The sequence below is a fragment of the Roseomonas sp. F4 genome (assembly GCF_053891155.1).
The window spans coordinates 24,470-41,218 of sequence record NZ_JBSSHK010000006.1; the positions used below are offsets into that span (position 1 = coordinate 24,470).

Consider the following 16,749-nt stretch of genomic DNA (forward strand, 5'->3'; position numbering starts at 1 on the left):
GCTCAGTTCACCCGGATGTCGCGGCTGCGGATGATGCTCGACCATTTCGCCGTCTCATCCCGCACATGCTCGGCCAGTTGCTGCGGCCCGCCGGCCACAACCTCGAAATCCTCCGCCGCCAGCTTCTCCCGCAACTGGAGGTCGGCGAGGCTTTCGGCCGCGGCGGCGTGCAGGCTGGCGATCACCTCCGCCGGGGTCGCCTTCGGCACGAACAGGGCATAGGCCGTGGTGGCCTCGAACTGCGGCAGCCCGGTCTCGGCGATGGGCGCCACATCGGGGAAGGTGGGCGAACGGCCGGTGCCGGTGGTGCCGAGCACCCGCGCGAGCCCGGCCTCAACCAGCGGGCGGACCGTGGTGGCCGAGAGGAAGGCGATGTCGATCTCGCCACTGCCGACCGCCTGCACCGTCTGGCCGCTGCCGCGGTAGCTCACCAGGGTGAAGCGCGTTTCCGAATGCGCCATGAACAATTCGCTGGCGAGGTGGCTGGTCGCGCCGGTGCCGCCGATGCCCATGTTGAGCTCGGTCGGCCGCGCCTTGGCCAGGGCCACCAGCTCCGCCACGCTGCGTGCCGGCACCCGGGCATTGACGCAGAGCACCAGCGGGCTGCGCGCCATCAGCGTGACGGGCGCGAAGGCATCGTCATGCACATAGGGGATGTTGTTGTAGAGCGAGGGCGCGATGGCATAGGTGCTGTTGGTCGCCATCAGCACGGTGCGGCCATCCGGCGCGGTGCCGGCGACATAGGCATGGCCGATGGTGCCGCTGGCGCCGGAGCGATTCTCCACCACCACCGTGCGCGCCAGCTTCGACTGCCAGACATTGGCGAATTGCCGCCCGATGACATCGGTGGACCCGCCCGGCGCCCAGGGCACCACCAGCCGGATGGTGCCGGATGGCACGGCGGCGCGGGCGCGCCCGGGAAGGCCTGCGGCCGCGGCGGCAAGGCCGGTGAGGAGCAGGCGGCGGTCGAGATGCATGGCGTAGCGTCCTGGCTTCGGGCCGAAAGGCGGGCCCAGGAAGGGTCTCCGGCTTTCGGTGCCGTCAGATATCGCGCGGTCCGCCGCCCGGCGCTACCCAGCGCGGGCGCCTTCGCACCGCGCTTGCTCGCGGATCGCTCGCCGGATATGAAGGGCTGTAGTGCGGGCGTAGTTCAGAGGTAGAACGTCAGCTTCCCAAGCTGAATGTCGGGGGTTCGATTCCCCCCGCCCGCTCCATCATCCGCAGGGCCTCGCCAGGCCCGAGACGCCCCCTCAATCCAGCAGCCGCAGCCTCAGCCGGTCATAGACCGGTCGCAGCAGGACGGGGGACAGGAACAGCGGAAACTGGCACAGCGCGAAGAACATCAGGATTCGCGCATCGGTCGCCGCCGGCAGCACCGCCAGATACAGCGCCATGTTCCGATTGCCCGAAAGCAGCCCGCCGGAAAGCGCCACCCGCGCCCCCGCCACCTTCATGAAGGCCAAGGCGGTGGCGATGTTCAGTCCGAAATTGCCGGCGAAGGCCAGGGCGATTCCGCCCAGCACCCAAAGCGGCTCGGCCAGCAGCATGGCCTGCACGCCATCCATCACGCCAAAACCGTAGAACACCACCAGCAGCACCACGGCCCCGTCCACGCCGCGGCCGTAGCGGGCCAGCCGCGCCGGCCCCACCAGCCGGCGAATCACCAGGGACACCAGCAGCGGCAGCCCCACCACCAGCGCCAGCCGCGCCATCAGCCCGGTCAGGGAAATCGCCAGGTCGATCCCCAGCAGGCCGAGCGCCAGCGGCGGCGCGGTGAAGGGCACCAGAAGGGTGGAGATCACCGCGACAACCAGTGAAATCTCGCCATCCAGCCCCACCATGCGCGCAAAAGCCGGGGAGGATGTGGCGGCGCAGCCAGTGGCCATGATGACCACCGCGGCGCTCAGCGGCCCCTCGAATCCCAGGACCCGGACGATGGCGAAGACCAGCAGCGGGCAGGCCAGCAGCACCCAGCCCAGCAGCGCCGCCACCAGCAGTGGCCGGCGCAGATAACCGAGCACCTGACCGAAATCGACCCGCAACAACACCAATGTCATCAGGCAAGCGACGACTGGCGTCACCACATCCCGTGTCGCGGCGGCCAAGGGCGGCAGCAACACGCCGATGAAGACCCCAAATCCCAGCAGCGCACCGCCGTTGCGGGCAGACCATTCGAGAAAACGGAGCAAGGGAACCCAAATGCCAGGGGAGAAGACGAAGCGGACGCGAAAGGTTGGAGTTGTTCGACCTGTGTTCTATATCGCCGAGGTGCGCCCCCGTCATCACACCCGGTTTGCCATTCTGTTTCCAGCCCTTCTGGCGCTGTTCGCCGGGCTCGGCGCCGCGCCGGCCCAGGCCGCCTGCACCGACCCGCCGGGGGTGGGGGTGGATTGGCGGCGTTGCAACCTGGACGGGCGGGACCTCACCAGTGCCAACCTCGCCGGCATGCAGCTGCGCGACGCCTCGCTGCAGCGGGTACAGCTTGCCGGCGCCAATCTGGCCGGGGTGGAGGGGTCCTATGTGCGGTTCGTCTCCTCCGACCTGAACCGCGCCGACCTGACCGGGGCAACGCTGCGGGAGGCGGATTTCACCCGCGCCACACTGCGCGGCGCCAAGCTGATCCGCGCCGATCTGCGCCGCGCCCGGCTGTACCGCGCCGATCTGACGGAGGCCGACCTGACCGGCGCCATGCTCGGCGGCACCGATTTCACCGGGGTGATCCTGGACGGCGCGACCTGGACCGATGGCAGGCGGGTCTGCGCCGCCGGCTCCGTGGGCTCCTGTCAATGAGCTCCCCTGGGAGCCTGCCGGCGACCCAGCCGGACTACCTGGCGCGGCTGAACCCGGAACAGCGCCTGGCGGTGGAAACCCTGGACGGGCCGCTGCTGGTGCTGGCCGGCGCCGGCACTGGCAAGACCAGCGTGCTGACCACCCGCTTCGCCCATCTGCTGATGACCGGCCGCGCCCGCCCCTGGCAGGTGCTGGCCGTCACCTTCACCAACAAGGCGGCGAAGGAGATGCGGGAACGCGTCGCCACCATCCTCGGCCAGCCGGCGGATGGCCTCTGGCTCGGCACCTTCCACGCGCTCTGCGCCCGCATGCTACGGCGGCATGCGGAAATCGTCGGGCTGAAGTCCAACTTCACCATCCTCGACACCGACGACCAGATGCGTCTGCTGAAGCAGATCATGGAAGCCGCCGGCGGCATCGATACCAAGCGCTGGCCGGCCCAGGGGCTGATGGGGGTGATCCAGCGCTGGAAGGACCGCGGCCTGACCCCGGCCCGCGTCACACCGGCCGAGGATTCGGACTACGCCAACAACCGCGCCCGATCGCTCTACGAAGCCTATCAGCGCCGGCTGATCGAGCTGAACGCCGCCGATTTCGGCGACCTGCTGCTGCATGTCACGGAAATCCTGCGCACCCGCGCCGACATCCTGGCCGAATATCACCGCAGCTTTCGCTACATCCTGGTCGACGAATACCAGGACACCAACCTGGTCCAATACCTCTGGCTGCGCCTGCTCGCCCAGAACGAGGACCCCAACCAGCGCAACATCTGCTGCGTCGGCGATGACGACCAGTCGATCTATTCCTGGCGCGGCGCCGAGATCGAAAACATCCTGCGGTTCGAAAAGGACTTCCCGGGCGCCCGCATCGTCCGGCTGGAATCCAACTACCGCTCCACCAAGCCGATCCTCGCCGCTGCCGCAGGGCTGATCGCCCGCAATGCAGGCCGCCTGGGCAAGACGCTGCGCCCCGGCCGCAAGGACGCGGAAGGGGAGAATGTCCGCGTCGTGTCGCTGTGGGACAGCGAGGAAGAAGCCCGCATGGTGGGCGAGCGGATCGAACAGGCCCAGCGCAAGGGCCACCCCCTCTCCGAATTCGCCATCCTCGTCCGCGCCGGCTTCCAGACCCGCAGTTTCGAGGAACGCCTCATCACCCTCGGCCTGCCCTACCGCGTGGTCGGAGGCCTGAAATTCTATGAGCGCGCGGAAATCCGAGACGCCATGGCCTATCTCCGCGTGCTCAACCAGCCCGCCGACGACCTCGCCTTCGAACGCATCGTCAACACGCCGAAACGCGGCTTGGGCGACAGCGGCATGCGTGCTCTGCAACAGCTCGCCCGGGCCGAACAAATCCCCCTCGCCCGCGCCGCCGAACGCATCACCGAATCCGACAGCCTCAAGCCCAAGCCCCGCACCGCGCTGCGCCAACTCATGCAGGGCTTCGCCCGCTGGCGCCAGGTGAACGAAACCGAGGGCCACGTCGTCGCCGCCGCCACCCTGCTGGACGAATCCGGCTACACCGACATGTGGAAGGCCGACCGCAGCCCCGAAGCCCCCGGCCGGCTCGACAACCTCAAGGAACTGCTGCGCGCGATGGGCGACTACGCCAGCCTCGCCGGCTTCCTCGACCACGTCGCCCTGGTGATGGAAACCGACGAGAACGCCGAAGCCGAGCGCGTGCAACTCATGACCCTGCACGCCGCCAAGGGCCTGGAATTCGACACGGTCTTCCTGCCCGGCTGGGAAGAAGGGCTGTTCCCCTCCCAACGCTCGCTCGACGAAGGCGGCGACAAAGCGCTCGAGGAAGAACGGCGCCTCGCTTACGTGGGCATCACCCGCGCCCGCCGCACCGCCATCATCAGCCACGCCGCCAACCGCCGCATCTACGGCAACTGGACCTCCTCCATCCCCTCCCGCTTCCTGGACGAGCTACCGGAAGAGGCCATCACCCGCGAAGGCCAGTCCACCATCCGCGCCCAGCGCATGGCCGACACCCCCAGCGTCTTCCTCGGCAGCCAAGGCTTGCTCGCCCGCCGCCCCCGCCTGACCGAAGTGAACCCCTGGGACCAACGCGAACGCCCCGCCCGCGACAGCGCCCTGACCAAAGGCGAACGCGTCTTCCATCAAAAATTCGGCTACGGCACCATCACCGATATCGACGAAGACCGCCTGGACATCACCTTCGACCACAGCGGCCCCAAACGCGTCCTCGACCGGTTCGTGTCGAAGGCAAGCGAGGTTTAGGCCGCGGGGAAGGTCGTGCTGGTGATTGCAAGGAGGGCTCCGCCCTCCCTGCACCCTCCCGCGAAGGGGCAGTGGCCCCTTCGAACCCTCGACTTAGGGGTAGGCGAGAGGAGGGGCACGAAACGACCGCTTGGCCCGACGCGCCCGCCGTGCCCCTCCTCTCGCCTACCCCTTAAATGGGTTTCCAAAGGGACCACTGTCCCTTTGGCGGGGGTGCAGGGGGCAGCGCCCCCTGCAAACAACCAGCGCCGACCTTCCCCCCGGCCTTACCGCAGCTTGACGTCGATGCGCACCATGTCGCCGCGGTAGGTGCCGTTGGCGATGAGGAGGAGGGTGCCGTCGGGGTCGATGGCCAGGCGGTGAACGTGGGCGATGGGGGCGTTGAGGGGGATGTGGAGGTGGGCGGCGGTTTCCACGTCCGCGGCGCCGATGGTCAGGGTTTGGCGGGCTTGGGCGATGCGCACGCCGGGGATGCTGGCGACCAGGCGCAGGGCGGTTTTGGTGGTCAGGTCTTCGGCGGTGACTTGGGGGGAGAGGCGTTCGTCCAGCCAGACGTCGGCGAGGAGGAAGGGTTGGTTGTCGCGCCAGTGGCGGCGGCGGAGGTGGCGGTAGAGGGGGGCGGGAAGGCCGTCGCTGGCGGGTAGGGATTGCGGATCTTGTCCCGGGGTGTCGGAGAGGATTTCGATTCGGGCGCCTTCGCGGGAGCGGAGCAGGCCGTTCCAGTCGGTTTCCACGTCGCACCACAGGCGCTGGGGTGGGGTGGTGCTGACGAAGGTGCCTTTGGCGCGGAAGCGTTCGATCAGGCCTTCATCGGCCAGTTGGTCGAGGGCTTGGCGGATGGTGGCGCGGGCGACGCCGTATTCGGCGGCCAGGTCGTCCACGGTGGGGATCTGGGTGCCGGGCAGCCAGATGCCTTGTTCGACGCGGCGGCGGAACAGGGTGGCGAGTTGCAGATAGCGGGCGACGGCGCTGCGGTTGAGGTCGGGGGCCGCGGGGCGTGCTGCGGCGGGGATCGGGATGGCCGGGCTGCGGCTTTGGGTCATGCGGGATCCGGTCGGGCGCCGGGTTGGGCGCTGAGGTCGCAGGTTACCGCAGCCTCATGCCGGAGGGAAATGCCGTGACGCGGAGGGGTGGCTGACGCATTGGCGGAGCCGTCAGCCGCGGGGCAGCGGACGGCTTCGGCAATGTTCAGGCCCCGGCGCGCATGACCTTGGGGATTTCCTCGCGGAAGCGGAAGCGCAGGGCGGACCAGGTGTCGTCCAGGGCGACCTGGGTGACGGGCAGCAGGCCCTCGGTGGTCAGGGGGTCCCAGCCGTGGTCGCGGTCGAGGTCGGAGCGGACCGGGCCGGTCTTCTTCGGATAGGCGAACCAGAGCCGGGCGCCGATGCCGTAGAGGTTGAGCGCGCGGGGCGCGATGGCGCGGAGCGCCACCTTATCCGCCGCGAAAGCGAGGATGAGGTCGGCCGCGGCGGTCGCCCCGTTCGGCAGGCCAAAGGTCATCCCCGGGGGGTTTCCAAGAACAGCACAAGCCATGCCAGGGCGGTAGCCCAGCTTGCGTGCGACCTCCCCGATTACGACACCCATTTGAATAGTTTCCGTCATGGAGTTGCCACCATCTCGTGGGTCTAGCGCATAAGCAGCCGCTGCGCAGCCACGCAATCGGCAGGGCCGCAATGCGTTTTTGGGCGGGCGGCGCGCCAGTTTCGCATACCATCCCCCTTCAGCGCGCAAAAAAACGCCTCTGGAGCTGGGGCGCGCCGCAAGATCGTGAAGGTGTCGCTCAGCGCGGGCGCAGCACGGCCACGGCCTCCACCGTCGCGGTCACCACCGTATCCTCGGCGACGGCGACGGGTGGGGCGGCGGAGGACAGGCTGGCGCCGCGGGCGGCCATGGCCATCATCGGACGCGGGCCGCGATCCGGCACATCGATCCGCACTTCCCGCAACCCGACCAGTTGCAGGCCCAGCTGGGTGGCGATGGCGCCGGCGCGGCGTTGCAGCGATTCGAGGGCGAGGCGGGAGGCTTCCTCTCGCGCGGTGCGGGCCGCCTCCCGCGTCAGGGTCCAGTCGAGGGAGGCCAGGGCCAGCCCCTGGCCCTGCAGCGCGCCGACCAGTTCCAGCAAGGCGGGGGTGGCGGCGCCGCGCAGGGTCAGGGTCTGGCTGGCCTGCCAGGCCCGGGCTTCCTCCACCCGGGCGGTCCAGTAGCCGCCGGTCGAGACCTGCACGCCGTTGCCGCCTTGGGCGCGGGCGACGGCGGCCGCGATGGCGCGGTTCACCGCATCCTGGGCCGCCGCCGCGGTGCCGGCGCGCGATTCGGCGCGCAGCACGGCCACCACCTCATTCGGCGCGCGGGTAACTTCGGCCGTCTCGGCGATGTGCAGAGTGGTTTCCGACAGGCCGGCGGGCTGCGCCAAAGCGGGGGGCGCCAGCAGCAGGGTGGAGATGGCCAAAGCGCGGATCGGATGCAGCATACGGATTATCCCTCGGTGAACCGGAAAGATGGTGATTTTCTGTGGCAGGACAGCGGCCTAGGCGCGGAATGCGATTGACGCCTTCGCGATGCGGAAGGAGGCTGGCCGTCGCGACCCCTCCCGGAGAGCCCCCGCCATGCGCCCGCTTGCCCTCGCCGCCCTGCTTGCCGGCGGCCTCGCCATGGCTGCGCCCGTCGCCGCGAAGCCTTTCACCTGGGCTTATAATGCGGATGTGCTGACGCTAGATCCGCACTCTTCCAACAACACCTTCACCAACACCTTCATGGGCAATGTCTATGAGGCGCTGGTGCGGCACAACGATCGCATCGAGATCGAGCCCGCTTTGGCGGAAAGCTGGGAACGCACCAGCCCCACCGTCTGGCGCTTCAACCTGCGGCGCGGCGTGGTCTTCCATAATGGGGAGAGCTTTGACGCGGACGACGTGCTGTTCACCTGGGCGCGGGTGAACGGGCCGGGGTCCCTGGCGCGCGGGTTGCTGGGTGCGATCAAGGAGGTCCGGAAGCTCGACAGCCATACGATCGAGATCGAGACGCATCGGCCCTTCCCGATCCTGCTCGCCTCCATCACCCAGTTCTTCATGATGGATGAGGGCTGGTCGCGGGCGAACAATGCCGAGAATGCGGCCAACCTCTCCGCCCAGACGGAATCGGGCGCGACCCGCACGGCCAACGGCACGGGTCCCTTCCGCATCGTGGAACGCCGCCCGGATGAGCGCACGGTGCTGGAGCCGCATGCCGGCTGGTGGGATCGGCCGGTCCATAACCTGACGCGCGTGACCTTCCAGCCGATCCGCAGCGCCGCGACGCGCACGGCCAGCCTGCTATCGGGCGCCATCGACGCGAATGTGGAAGTGCCGCTGCAGGATATTCCACGCCTGTTGCAAGACCAGCGGGTCCAGGTGATCGAGGGGCCGGAGCTGCGCACCATCTATCTCGGCTTCGATTATGAGCGGGATGAGCTGCTCTATTCCGACGTGCGCGGCCGGAACCCCTTCCGGGATCGCCGGGTGCGGGAGGCGATCTACCGTGCCATCGACGTGAACGCCCTGCGGCGGACCGTGATGCGGGAGAAGGCCTGGATCGCCGGCATGATGGTGAGCCCCTTCCTGACCGGCGCGCCTGCCGATTTGAACGAGCGCCTGCCCTATGATCCGGAGGCATCGCGGCGCCTGCTGGCGGAGGCCGGCTTCCCGAACGGCTTCTCGGTGGGCATCGTCTGCCCGAATGATCGCTACGTGAATGACGAGCGCACCTGCCAGGCCGTGGCCGCCATGCTGTCGCGGGTCGGCATCCGGCTGCAATTGCAGAGCGAGCCCACCAATATCTGGTCCCGCCGCACCGCGACGCGCGATTTCTCCATGTACATGCTGGGCCATGCCGGTCTGCCGCTGGCGGATGCCTATTCCACGCTGAACGAGGTGCTGCGCACCAATAGCCGCACGACCGGCGGTCTGAATTACGGCCGCTGGTCGAATGCGGAATTCGACGCGCTGGTGGCGCAGGCGGCGGAGGCGCCCGACGAGACCAGCCGCCGCGCGCTGATCCGCCAGGCCTTGCAGATCGAGCGATCCGAGATCGCGCATATCCCGCTGTTCCAGCAGCCCATCGCCTGGGCGTCCCGGCGGGGGATCGACCTACGCCAGGCGCCGGACAACCGGCTGCGGCTGTGGCTGGTGAAGGTGGATTGAAGCTGCTTGAGCCACGCAGCGAAGGCACCGCGGCCGGGAGCGTGGAGGGAGGCAACGCGATCCAGTGAATACCTTGGCGCAATGGATCCTGCTGCCGGCCGCCGTGCAGGCCTTTCGCCGCCACCCGAAGGCATCGGGTTGGTGGCTGTTCAAGGAAGGCTGGCCGTGGAGGGGCGTCTGGGCGATCCATGGCAGCACCAACCTGACCGGCAACACCATTTTATTCGAGCTTCGTCCAATCGACTGGCTCAATGCTGATCCGCCCTGGCTCGCCCCGATCCCCTGGCTGTGGATCACGGTTGCGCGTCGCCGGTGGCTGAAGAAGAACGCCCATCGCATGCCGCGCGCGCTGTGGCGGCAGGCGCGCCCCCTCTATCCGCCGGCACCGGCCGCTTGACGCCGGCGCTGTGTTTCGTAACGCAATGACTGACCAGGAACTCCCATGACCGATCTTCTCATCCGCGGCGGCGTCGTCATCACCATGGACGCCCAGCGCCGCGTGCTGCCGGATGGCGCCGTCGCCATCAAGGATGGCCGCATCCAGGCCGTCGGCCCGACCGAGGCCGTGGAAGCTGCGCATCCCCATGCCAAGCAGGTGATCGAGGCGCGTGGCCGCGCCGTGCTGCCCGGGCTGATCGATGGTCATGCCCATGCCGGCCATGGCCTGGTGAAGACGCTCGGCAACAACAACAGCGCCGCCTGGATGGAGGCCTGCCGGGTGATCTACACCCTCGCCTCCCCGCCCAGCTTCTGGCGGGCGGAGGCGAAGCTCGCGGCCTATGAGCGGCTGCGCTTCGGCGTCACCACGGGCGTCTCGCTGCTGGGCGGCGGCGACAGCATCGGCCGGGTGGACGACACCGCCTTCACCGATGCCCATGCCGAGGCCACGGAAGAAGTCGGCATCCGCAGCCTGCTGGTGCTCGGCCCGACCCGCCCGCCCTTCCCGCGCCCCTATGTCGGGCCGGATGGCGTGGAGCGCCCCGTCAGCTTCGAACAGCAGCTCGACGTCATCACCGCCGGTGTGGAGAAGTGGCACAATAAGGGCCGCGTGAAGGTGGCCACGCTGATGCCGGTCTACCGGGACGCGAAGCACGATCCGGCGAAGGTGAAGGAAATCGAACGCCAGGGCCATCTGGTACGCGAGGCCGGGCGTTCGCGCGGCGCGCCCTTCCACCAGGATGGTCATCGCGGCGGCAGCATCGAGCTGGCGGATCGCATGTTCGGCCTTCTCGGCCCCGATGCCTGGCTCAGCCACTGCACGGAGCTGACGGATGCGGATATCGACACGCTGGTGCGCACCGGCACCAGTGTGGTTCACAACCCCTCCGCCATCGCCGCCGTCCGTGGCTATTGCCCCGCGCCAAAGATGATGGAGGCGGGCGTGACGGTGATGATCGGCTCCGACGCCACCGCGCCGGACCGCTCGGGCGACATGTTCCGCCACATGTTCCAGTGCATCCGCTACCACCAGCGCCATTTCCGCGACGAGACCATGATCCCGCCCGGCAAGGCGCTGGAGATGGTGACGATCGACGCGGCGCGCGGGCTCGGCCTGGGCGACCAGATCGGCAGCCTGGAGGAGGGCAAGCGAGCCGATGTCATCACCGTCGACCTCTCCGCGCCGCATATGGTGCCGGCGAACATGCCGGTGGCGCGCGTGGTCTACTTCGCCAATGGGCAGGATGTGCTGGATGTGGTGGTGGACGGCCAGGTGCTGATGCGCGATCGCGACTGCCCGCATCTCGACGGCACGGAGATCGCGACCGCCGCGTGGCGGGAGACGGATGCGATGCTCGACCGCGCCAAGCTGCGCCACATGGCGGTGGAAGAGCCGGGCTGGGGCCTGGTCCGGCGCTGAACCGCCAAGGGGCTTCGGGACGAAGGGTCCCGAAGCCCCTTCTTCGTCAGCGTGCCGGCTTTTCGATGTTCCAGATCACCGGGAAGCCGAAGTCGATCACGCCGCGCAGCTCGCTGCGCCACACCGCGGGGCTGCGGAACTGGCCGGCGATTGGGAAGGTCGCATTCTCGAAGGCAATGCGCTGCAACTGCCCCGGCCAGTTCCCGGCGCTTCGCCGGATCGCTCTCCGCCTCGAATTGCTGGAGCACCGGCGACATATCGGCAACGCAGTAGCCCCAGGGCTGGTTGTCCGTGCAGTTGAAGCCGACGCCCATATTGGACAGCGGGTTGGCCAGGTCGAAGCCGGTATAGACCACCGGCACGATGTTCCAGCCGCCCTGGTCCAGCGGCTGGCGCTGCACCCAGCGCTGCGCGATGGAAGCCCAGTCGCTGGACTGCACATCCACATTGAAGCCGGCGCGCTTCAGCCGGTCGATCATCACCAGGCCGAAGGGATTCAGCAGCGGGCTGTCCGCCGGATGCAGCAGCACCACCCGTTCATTGTTGTAGCCTGCCTGCTGCAACAGCGCCTTGGCGCGATCCAGACTTGGCTCCGCCACCAACTCGCTGCCATTGGTGCTGGAATAGGGCGCGCCGCACATGAACAGGCTGGCGCAATCCGGCTGGCCAAGCCCGGCGCCAAAGCCCGCGCCGGCCAGCACTTCCGTCCGGTCCAGCGCCTGCTGCACGGCGCGGCGCAGCAGCACATTGTCGAAGGGTGGCAGGTAGTGGTTCAGGCTGGCGCAGTACATCAGCGTCGCCTGGCCGCCGACCTCCGCCAGCTTCACCGAACGGTTGGTGCGCAGCCGCGGCAGGTAATCGACCGGAGCATATTCCAGATAGTCCACCTCCCCGGTCTGCAAGGCGGCGACGCGCAGGCCGGGGTCGGACATCGTCGCCATCTCGACGCGTTCCAACTTCGCGATCTTGCCACCGGCCAACCCGTCCGCCGCCTCGTCGCGCGGCACGTAGCGGGCGTTGCGGATGAAGCTGGCACGCTCGCCCGGAATCCAGCCAGCGCGCTGGAAGACGAAGGGGCCGGAGCCCATGATCTCCGGCACCTGCTGCGTCGGCGGCGTGCCATTGGCGATGCGCGCCGGCATGATGAAGGGCACATGCACGGAAGGCTTTCCGAGTGCCTCCAGCACGCCACCGAAGGGTTTTGCGAGTTTCAGCGTGAAGTGGCGCGCATCCGTTGCGGTCAGGCTCTCGGTGGAGGCCATCAGGCGGCGGCCGATGGAATCGCGGCCACCCCAACGCTTCAGCGAGGCGACGCAATCCTCCGCCGTCACCGGGCTGCCGTCATGGAAAGCGAGGCCCGAACGCAGCGCGAAATTCCAGGTCAGCTTGTCGGCGCTCAGCTCCCAGCCCTGGAGCATCTGCGGCTTGTAGTCGCCCTTGCTGTCCATCGAGACCAGCGTGTCGAAGACAAGATAGGCGAAATTGCGGGTGACGAAGCTGGGGCTGGAGATGGGGTCCAGGTTCTGCAGCCCGACATTGACGATGAAGCGGAACGGCGCGGCTTGTGCCTGCGCACGCGATGTCGCGCCGGCGGAGAGGATGGTGATGCCAGCGCCCGCAAGCGCCTGTCGTCGGGTGATCTGCATGATCGGTCTCTCCTCAGCGCTGTTCCTGGGCCGCCCAGGCTTCGGCGATCTCGGTACAGGTCGCGAACCACACGCCGTCGAAGCCGCGGATGAAGGCGATCATCTCCCGCAGCAAGGCGATGCGGCTGGGGCGACCCGAAAGCTGCGGGTGCATCACCAGATTGTAGAAACCACCCCAGCGGTGGATTTCCTTGAACTCTTCCTGCCAGACCTCGCGGATATGGCTGTTGGTCATGATCGGGCGCGGCGTCTTCACGCTGAACAGCACGAAGGGCGCGTCATCCAGGCTCCAGTGATAGGGCAGCTCCACCAGCTGCCGCCCGCCATCGGGATGCGGCAGGCGATAGGGATTCACATCCCCCATCATCGAGCTGTCATAGAGGAAGCCGTGCTTGTCGAGCTGCCGCACCAGCTCATCCGTCGTCTCGCCGGCAGGCGACCGGTAGCCCTTCGGCACCACGCCAAGTACGCGCTTCAGGCTTTCGAGGCCCTTCTCCATTTCCTCGATGTCCTTCTCGGGCGCATCGGGGTCAGGCCAGGCGTGGGAATAGCTGTGATGGCCGATCTCATGCCCGGCCTTCAGGATCATCTCGGCGCGGTCGGCGTGGTTCTCCACCGTCCAGCCGGGGATGAAGAAGGTGGCCTTGAGGCCCGCATCCGCCAGCGTTTCCAGGATCTTGGGCACGCCGACCTTGGCGCCGTAGACGCCCTGGCTCAGCGTGCCGGGGCGGCGCGCATTGGAGGGATCGCGGGACAGCCAAAGGGTTTCCGCGTCGAAGTCGAAGGTCAGCGCCACGGCGCAGCGCGCGCCGTTCGGCCATTTCACGCTCATATCCATGCCTTGGTCCTCATGCGAGCCTGCCGCCATCGATCGGCAGCGCGACGCCATTGATGTAGCTGGCCGCGTCGCTCAGCAGGAACAGCACCGCGGCCGTCACCTCATGAGTCTCGCCGAAGCGGCCGGAAGGATTGCGGGCGCGGAACATCGCCTCCACGCTCGCCGCGCCCTCGCCGAGTTGTTCGAAGACGCTGCGCAGCATCGGCGTCTCGATCTGGCCGGGGCAGACGGTATTGGCGCGGATGCCCTGTGCGGCGTGGCTGGCGGCGACGCTGCGCGTCATCAGCACCACCGCGCCCTTGCTGGCGGAATAGGCGGGGAAGACCGCATTGCCGACGAGGCCCGCGCCACTCGCCACCGTCACCACCGCGCCGCCGCCGGCCTTCGCCATGCGCGGCAGCAGCGCCTTCAGCGCCAGCCAGGTGCCTTTGACGTTCACCGCGAAAAGCCGATCCCACTCCGCCTCCTCCACCTCCGGCAGCGGCTTCGTCGGGCCGAGCAGGCCGGCGGCGGTGACCAGCAAAGTCGGCGGGCCCAGCGCATCCAGCGCGGCGGCGGCACGTTCCATATCCGCGGCCTGGGAGACATCGCCCGCCACAGCGACGGCACCGGGACATTGCGCAGCCACCGCATCCAGCCCGGCCGCGTCGCGGTCGAACAGCACCAGCTTCGCACCCTCCGCTGCCAACGCCAGCGCGGCGCCACGGCCGACGCCGGAGGCGGCCCCGGTGACCAGGCCGATGCGTCCGGCGAAGCGAAGTGAAGCATCCGGCATGTCATGGTTCCGCAGCCAGCCAGCCATCACGATCCGACCATGCCGGCACGCGGTCAAGGGCTTGTGGACAGGTGGTCCACAGGCGCGAATGGCCGTGCTGTTCGGGGCAGCCCCACGGCCGGGAAGCCCGCGAGGCTCGTTGCGAAAGTTGCATGACAGGGCCGCAGGCCGCCCAAAGCCCTCCGCAGGCAGGGCCTTGGCGTCTATGATCGGCCTTGGCGCCATCGAGCTGGGGGATGTGCCGCGGCGGGATTGATCGCGGGCGCGCTCCGGGCGTTGTGACGGTGAACCCAACTCAGGAGGACAGAATGAGCCAGGAATTTCTCGACGACCGGCGCCGCGCGCTGGAGGAAGCCTTTTTCGCGCGGGAGACGGCGGCCTGGCGTGAACGTCATCGCGCGGCGAGCGCCGCGCAATCCGAGCGCGAGAAGCTGGCCGCGGCCTCCGGCATTACCGAACCGGCTTTGCTCGACAGGCTGGTGGAGGCGGGGGTGAAGGCCGACACACTGGCGGCGCTGTCGCTGGTGCCGCTGGTGCTGGTCGGCTGGGCCGATGGCACGCTGGATGAGGCGGAGCGCAAGGCGCTGCTGCATGCGGCGGCGGAATCCGGCGTGAGCTCGGGCAGTGCCGCGCATGAATCGTTCACCCAATGGCTGTCCGCGCCACCACCGCCCGACCTGCTGGACGTCTGGACCGCCTATATCCACGCCAGTGCCCCAGGCATGGATGCGCAGTCCCGCCAGTTGCTGAAGGGCACGCTGATCGGCCGGGCGCGGCGCGTGGCGGAGGCGGCCGGCGGCTTCCTCGGCCTCGGCAGCCGCATCTCCCCGGCGGAGGCGAAGATGCTGGAGCAGTTGGAGCGCAGCTTCCCGGCTTAGAGACCGTTTGAGAATGCTGGCGGCTGAGGATTCGCAGGTGATTTTGCGTCACCGCAAGGCACGGAACGCCGCCGATGCCAATTGCATCGGCAAGTTCCGTAACGCTGCAGTGGCGCAAAAGCGCCGCGAAGCCGACCCGCCAGTGTTTTCAAACGGTCTCTTATATCTACACAGCCTTGGAGTGCCGCCCCGCCTGGCCGAGATAGGCATCGAAGGCGGCGGCGGCGAGGCGCAGAAAGGGCGCGCCTTCCGCGGTCATCGTCACCGCGCCATCCCGCACCACCAGGATACCGGCCTGTTGCAAAGGCAGCAGCGCCGGCATGGCATCCGCCAACAGATCGGCGGGCGGCGTCACGGTGAAATCGCACATCAGACGCTCGATCACCGTGCCCCGCGCCACATCCTCCGCCGTCACCGCCAGGCCGCGCGCGGTGGCGAGATGGCCGGATTCGATGCGGCGGCGCCAGGCGCCGATCTCCGTCTCATTCTGCGCGAAGCCCTGCGACAGGCGGCCGATGGACGATGCGCCAAGGCCGATCAGCGCATCCGCCACATCCGTGGTGTAGCCCTGGAAATTCCGCCGAAGGGTCCCCGCCTGCGCCGCCCGCGCCATGGGGTCCTCCGGCCGGGTGAAGTGGTCCAGGCCGATCGGGACATAGCCGCGTTCCACGAACATCCGCCGGGCCAGCTGCGCCTGTTCCAGCCTTTCGGCCACGCCGGGCAGCGCGGATTCGTCAATCAGGCGCTGGTGTTTCTTCATCCAGGGCACATGGGCATAGCCGAACAGCGCGATGCGGTCCGGCCGCAATTCATCCGCCAGCACGATGCTGCGTGCCAGCCCTTCGGCGCCCTGCAAGGGCAGGCCGTGGATCAGGTCGAAGTTGATCGCCGCGATGCCGGCGTCCCGCAGGAAGCCCACACCGGCCTGGACCAGTTCGAAGGGCTGCACGCGGCCGATGGCGCGCTGCACATCGGCGTTGAAGTCCTGCACGCCCAGGCTGGCGCGCGTCACGCCGATCCGTGCCAGCGCCTGCGCCAGTTCCCGCGTCAGGCTGCGCGGATCGAGCTCGATGGCATGTTCGATGACGCCGGACAGGTCGAAATGCCAGGCAATGGCCGCCATCACCCGCTTCAGTCCGGCCACGCCCAGCATGCTCGGCGTGCCGCCGCCCCAATGCAGATGTGTGACGCGCCGCGCCGGCGTGGCGGCGGCAACCAGGTGGATCTCCGCCAGCAAGGTCGCGATATAGGCGTCGATTGGCGCCTGCTGCCGCGTGACCTTGGTGTGGCAGCCGCAATAGGCGCACATGGCGGCGCAGTAGGGCACATGCAGGTACAGCGACAGCGTCGCCTCCGGCGCCAGCGCGCCGAGCCAAGCCTGCTGCTGCGCCGCACCGATGCCCGCATGGAAATGCGGCGCGGTGGGGTAGGAGGTGTAGCGAGGCACGGCGCGTTCCGCCAAAGCGAGCCGCGTGGTGTCGAGCGGGTGGGTCTGGATCTGCATCGCGACGGCACTATGGGCGGGCCGGACTCGGCGCCGCCT

14 protein-coding genes, 1 tRNA gene and 1 pseudogene are annotated in these 16,749 nt (G+C 68.5%); 7 read left to right on the forward strand and 9 right to left on the reverse strand.

Annotated features, from left to right (window positions below; translation table 11 throughout):
* Positions 1-2 precede the first annotated feature (2 nt).
* A complete protein-coding gene (locus tag ACVFYP_RS23060) occupies positions 3-977 on the reverse strand; it encodes a Bug family tripartite tricarboxylate transporter substrate binding protein (protein ID WP_499202579.1) in 975 nt (324 codons plus the stop codon).
* A 162-nt stretch (positions 978-1,139) separates the two neighbouring features.
* On the opposite strand from ACVFYP_RS23060, the gene ACVFYP_RS23065 reads away from it, so the two are divergent.
* Positions 1,140-1,214: transfer RNA gene (locus ACVFYP_RS23065), tRNA-Gly, on the forward strand.
* 36 nt (positions 1,215-1,250) lie between these two features.
* Here ACVFYP_RS23065 and ACVFYP_RS23070 read toward each other — a convergent pair.
* Positions 1,251-2,189: a hypothetical protein gene (locus tag ACVFYP_RS23070; RefSeq protein WP_499202580.1), complete on the reverse strand. Its 939-nt coding sequence runs from the start codon at positions 2,187-2,189 to the stop codon at positions 1,251-1,253.
* Positions 2,190-2,250: 61 nt separating this feature from the next.
* Between ACVFYP_RS23070 and ACVFYP_RS23075 the strand changes: the two genes are divergently transcribed.
* Complete coding sequence (locus ACVFYP_RS23075) at positions 2,251-2,790, forward strand: pentapeptide repeat-containing protein (protein WP_499202581.1); 540 nt, start codon at positions 2,251-2,253, stop codon at positions 2,788-2,790.
* Positions 2,787-5,033: an ATP-dependent helicase gene (locus ACVFYP_RS23080; RefSeq protein ID WP_499202582.1), complete on the forward strand. Its 2,247-nt coding sequence runs from the start codon at positions 2,787-2,789 to the stop codon at positions 5,031-5,033. The genes ACVFYP_RS23075 and ACVFYP_RS23080 overlap by 4 nt, the downstream gene beginning before the upstream one ends.
* Positions 5,034-5,299: 266 nt before the next feature.
* Here ACVFYP_RS23080 and ACVFYP_RS23085 read toward each other — a convergent pair whose 3' ends face one another.
* The 3 genes from ACVFYP_RS23085 to ACVFYP_RS23095 all read right to left on the reverse strand — a co-directional run bounded on the left by ACVFYP_RS23085 (position 5,300) and on the right by ACVFYP_RS23095 (position 7,503).
* Positions 5,300-6,076 carry a GntR family transcriptional regulator gene (locus ACVFYP_RS23085; RefSeq protein ID WP_499202583.1) on the reverse strand — a complete coding sequence of 259 codons (777 nt, stop codon included), beginning with the start codon at positions 6,074-6,076 and terminating at the stop codon, positions 5,300-5,302.
* 145 nt (positions 6,077-6,221) lie between these two features.
* Positions 6,222-6,533 (reverse strand): hypothetical protein, encoded by a 312-nt coding sequence (locus tag ACVFYP_RS23090; RefSeq protein ID WP_499202584.1) that lies wholly within the window; start codon positions 6,531-6,533, stop codon positions 6,222-6,224.
* Between the two features lie 280 nt (positions 6,534-6,813).
* Positions 6,814-7,503, reverse strand: a complete 690-nt coding sequence (locus tag ACVFYP_RS23095; RefSeq protein ID WP_499202585.1) for an SIMPL domain-containing protein — start codon at positions 7,501-7,503, stop codon at positions 6,814-6,816.
* A gap of 136 nt (positions 7,504-7,639) precedes the next feature.
* On the opposite strand from ACVFYP_RS23095, the gene ACVFYP_RS23100 reads away from it, so the two are divergent.
* The 3 genes from ACVFYP_RS23100 to ACVFYP_RS23110 all read left to right on the forward strand — a co-directional run bounded on the left by ACVFYP_RS23100 (position 7,640) and on the right by ACVFYP_RS23110 (position 11,069).
* Entirely contained in the window at positions 7,640-9,211 is a 1,572-nt protein-coding gene (locus ACVFYP_RS23100) for an ABC transporter substrate-binding protein (RefSeq protein WP_499202586.1), read from the forward strand.
* A gap of 64 nt (positions 9,212-9,275) precedes the next feature.
* Positions 9,276-9,608 (forward strand): hypothetical protein, encoded by a 333-nt coding sequence (locus tag ACVFYP_RS23105; protein ID WP_499202587.1) that lies wholly within the window; start codon positions 9,276-9,278, stop codon positions 9,606-9,608.
* A 45-nt stretch (positions 9,609-9,653) separates the two neighbouring features.
* Positions 9,654-11,069, forward strand: coding sequence for an amidohydrolase family protein (locus tag ACVFYP_RS23110; RefSeq protein WP_499202588.1), 1,416 nt, complete (start codon positions 9,654-9,656; stop codon positions 11,067-11,069).
* Positions 11,070-11,440: 371 nt separating this feature from the next.
* Here ACVFYP_RS23110 and ACVFYP_RS23115 read toward each other — a convergent pair.
* From ACVFYP_RS23115 to ACVFYP_RS23125, 3 genes and pseudogenes are all read right to left on the reverse strand, one after another.
* Positions 11,441-12,715 (reverse strand): annotated as a pseudogene (locus ACVFYP_RS23115) (ABC transporter substrate-binding protein); the annotation flags it as partial.
* A gap of 13 nt (positions 12,716-12,728) precedes the next feature.
* On the reverse strand, positions 12,729-13,553 hold the full coding sequence (locus ACVFYP_RS23120) for a polysaccharide deacetylase family protein (protein ID WP_499202589.1): 825 nt from the start codon (positions 13,551-13,553) through the stop codon (positions 12,729-12,731).
* 10 nt (positions 13,554-13,563) lie between these two features.
* Positions 13,564-14,328 carry an SDR family NAD(P)-dependent oxidoreductase gene (locus tag ACVFYP_RS23125; protein WP_499202590.1) on the reverse strand — a complete coding sequence of 255 codons (765 nt, stop codon included), beginning with the start codon at positions 14,326-14,328 and terminating at the stop codon, positions 13,564-13,566.
* A gap of 308 nt (positions 14,329-14,636) precedes the next feature.
* On the opposite strand from ACVFYP_RS23125, the gene ACVFYP_RS23130 reads away from it, so the two are divergent.
* Positions 14,637-15,206, forward strand: a complete 570-nt coding sequence (locus ACVFYP_RS23130) for a hypothetical protein (RefSeq protein WP_499202591.1) — start codon at positions 14,637-14,639, stop codon at positions 15,204-15,206.
* Between the two features lie 166 nt (positions 15,207-15,372).
* On the opposite strand, the gene hemN is transcribed toward ACVFYP_RS23130, so the two are convergent.
* The gene (gene hemN / locus ACVFYP_RS23135) at positions 15,373-16,710 is read right to left on the reverse strand and encodes an oxygen-independent coproporphyrinogen III oxidase (protein WP_499202592.1); all 1,338 of its coding nucleotides are present in this window, start codon (positions 16,708-16,710) and stop codon (positions 15,373-15,375) included.
* Positions 16,711-16,749 lie beyond the last annotated feature (39 nt).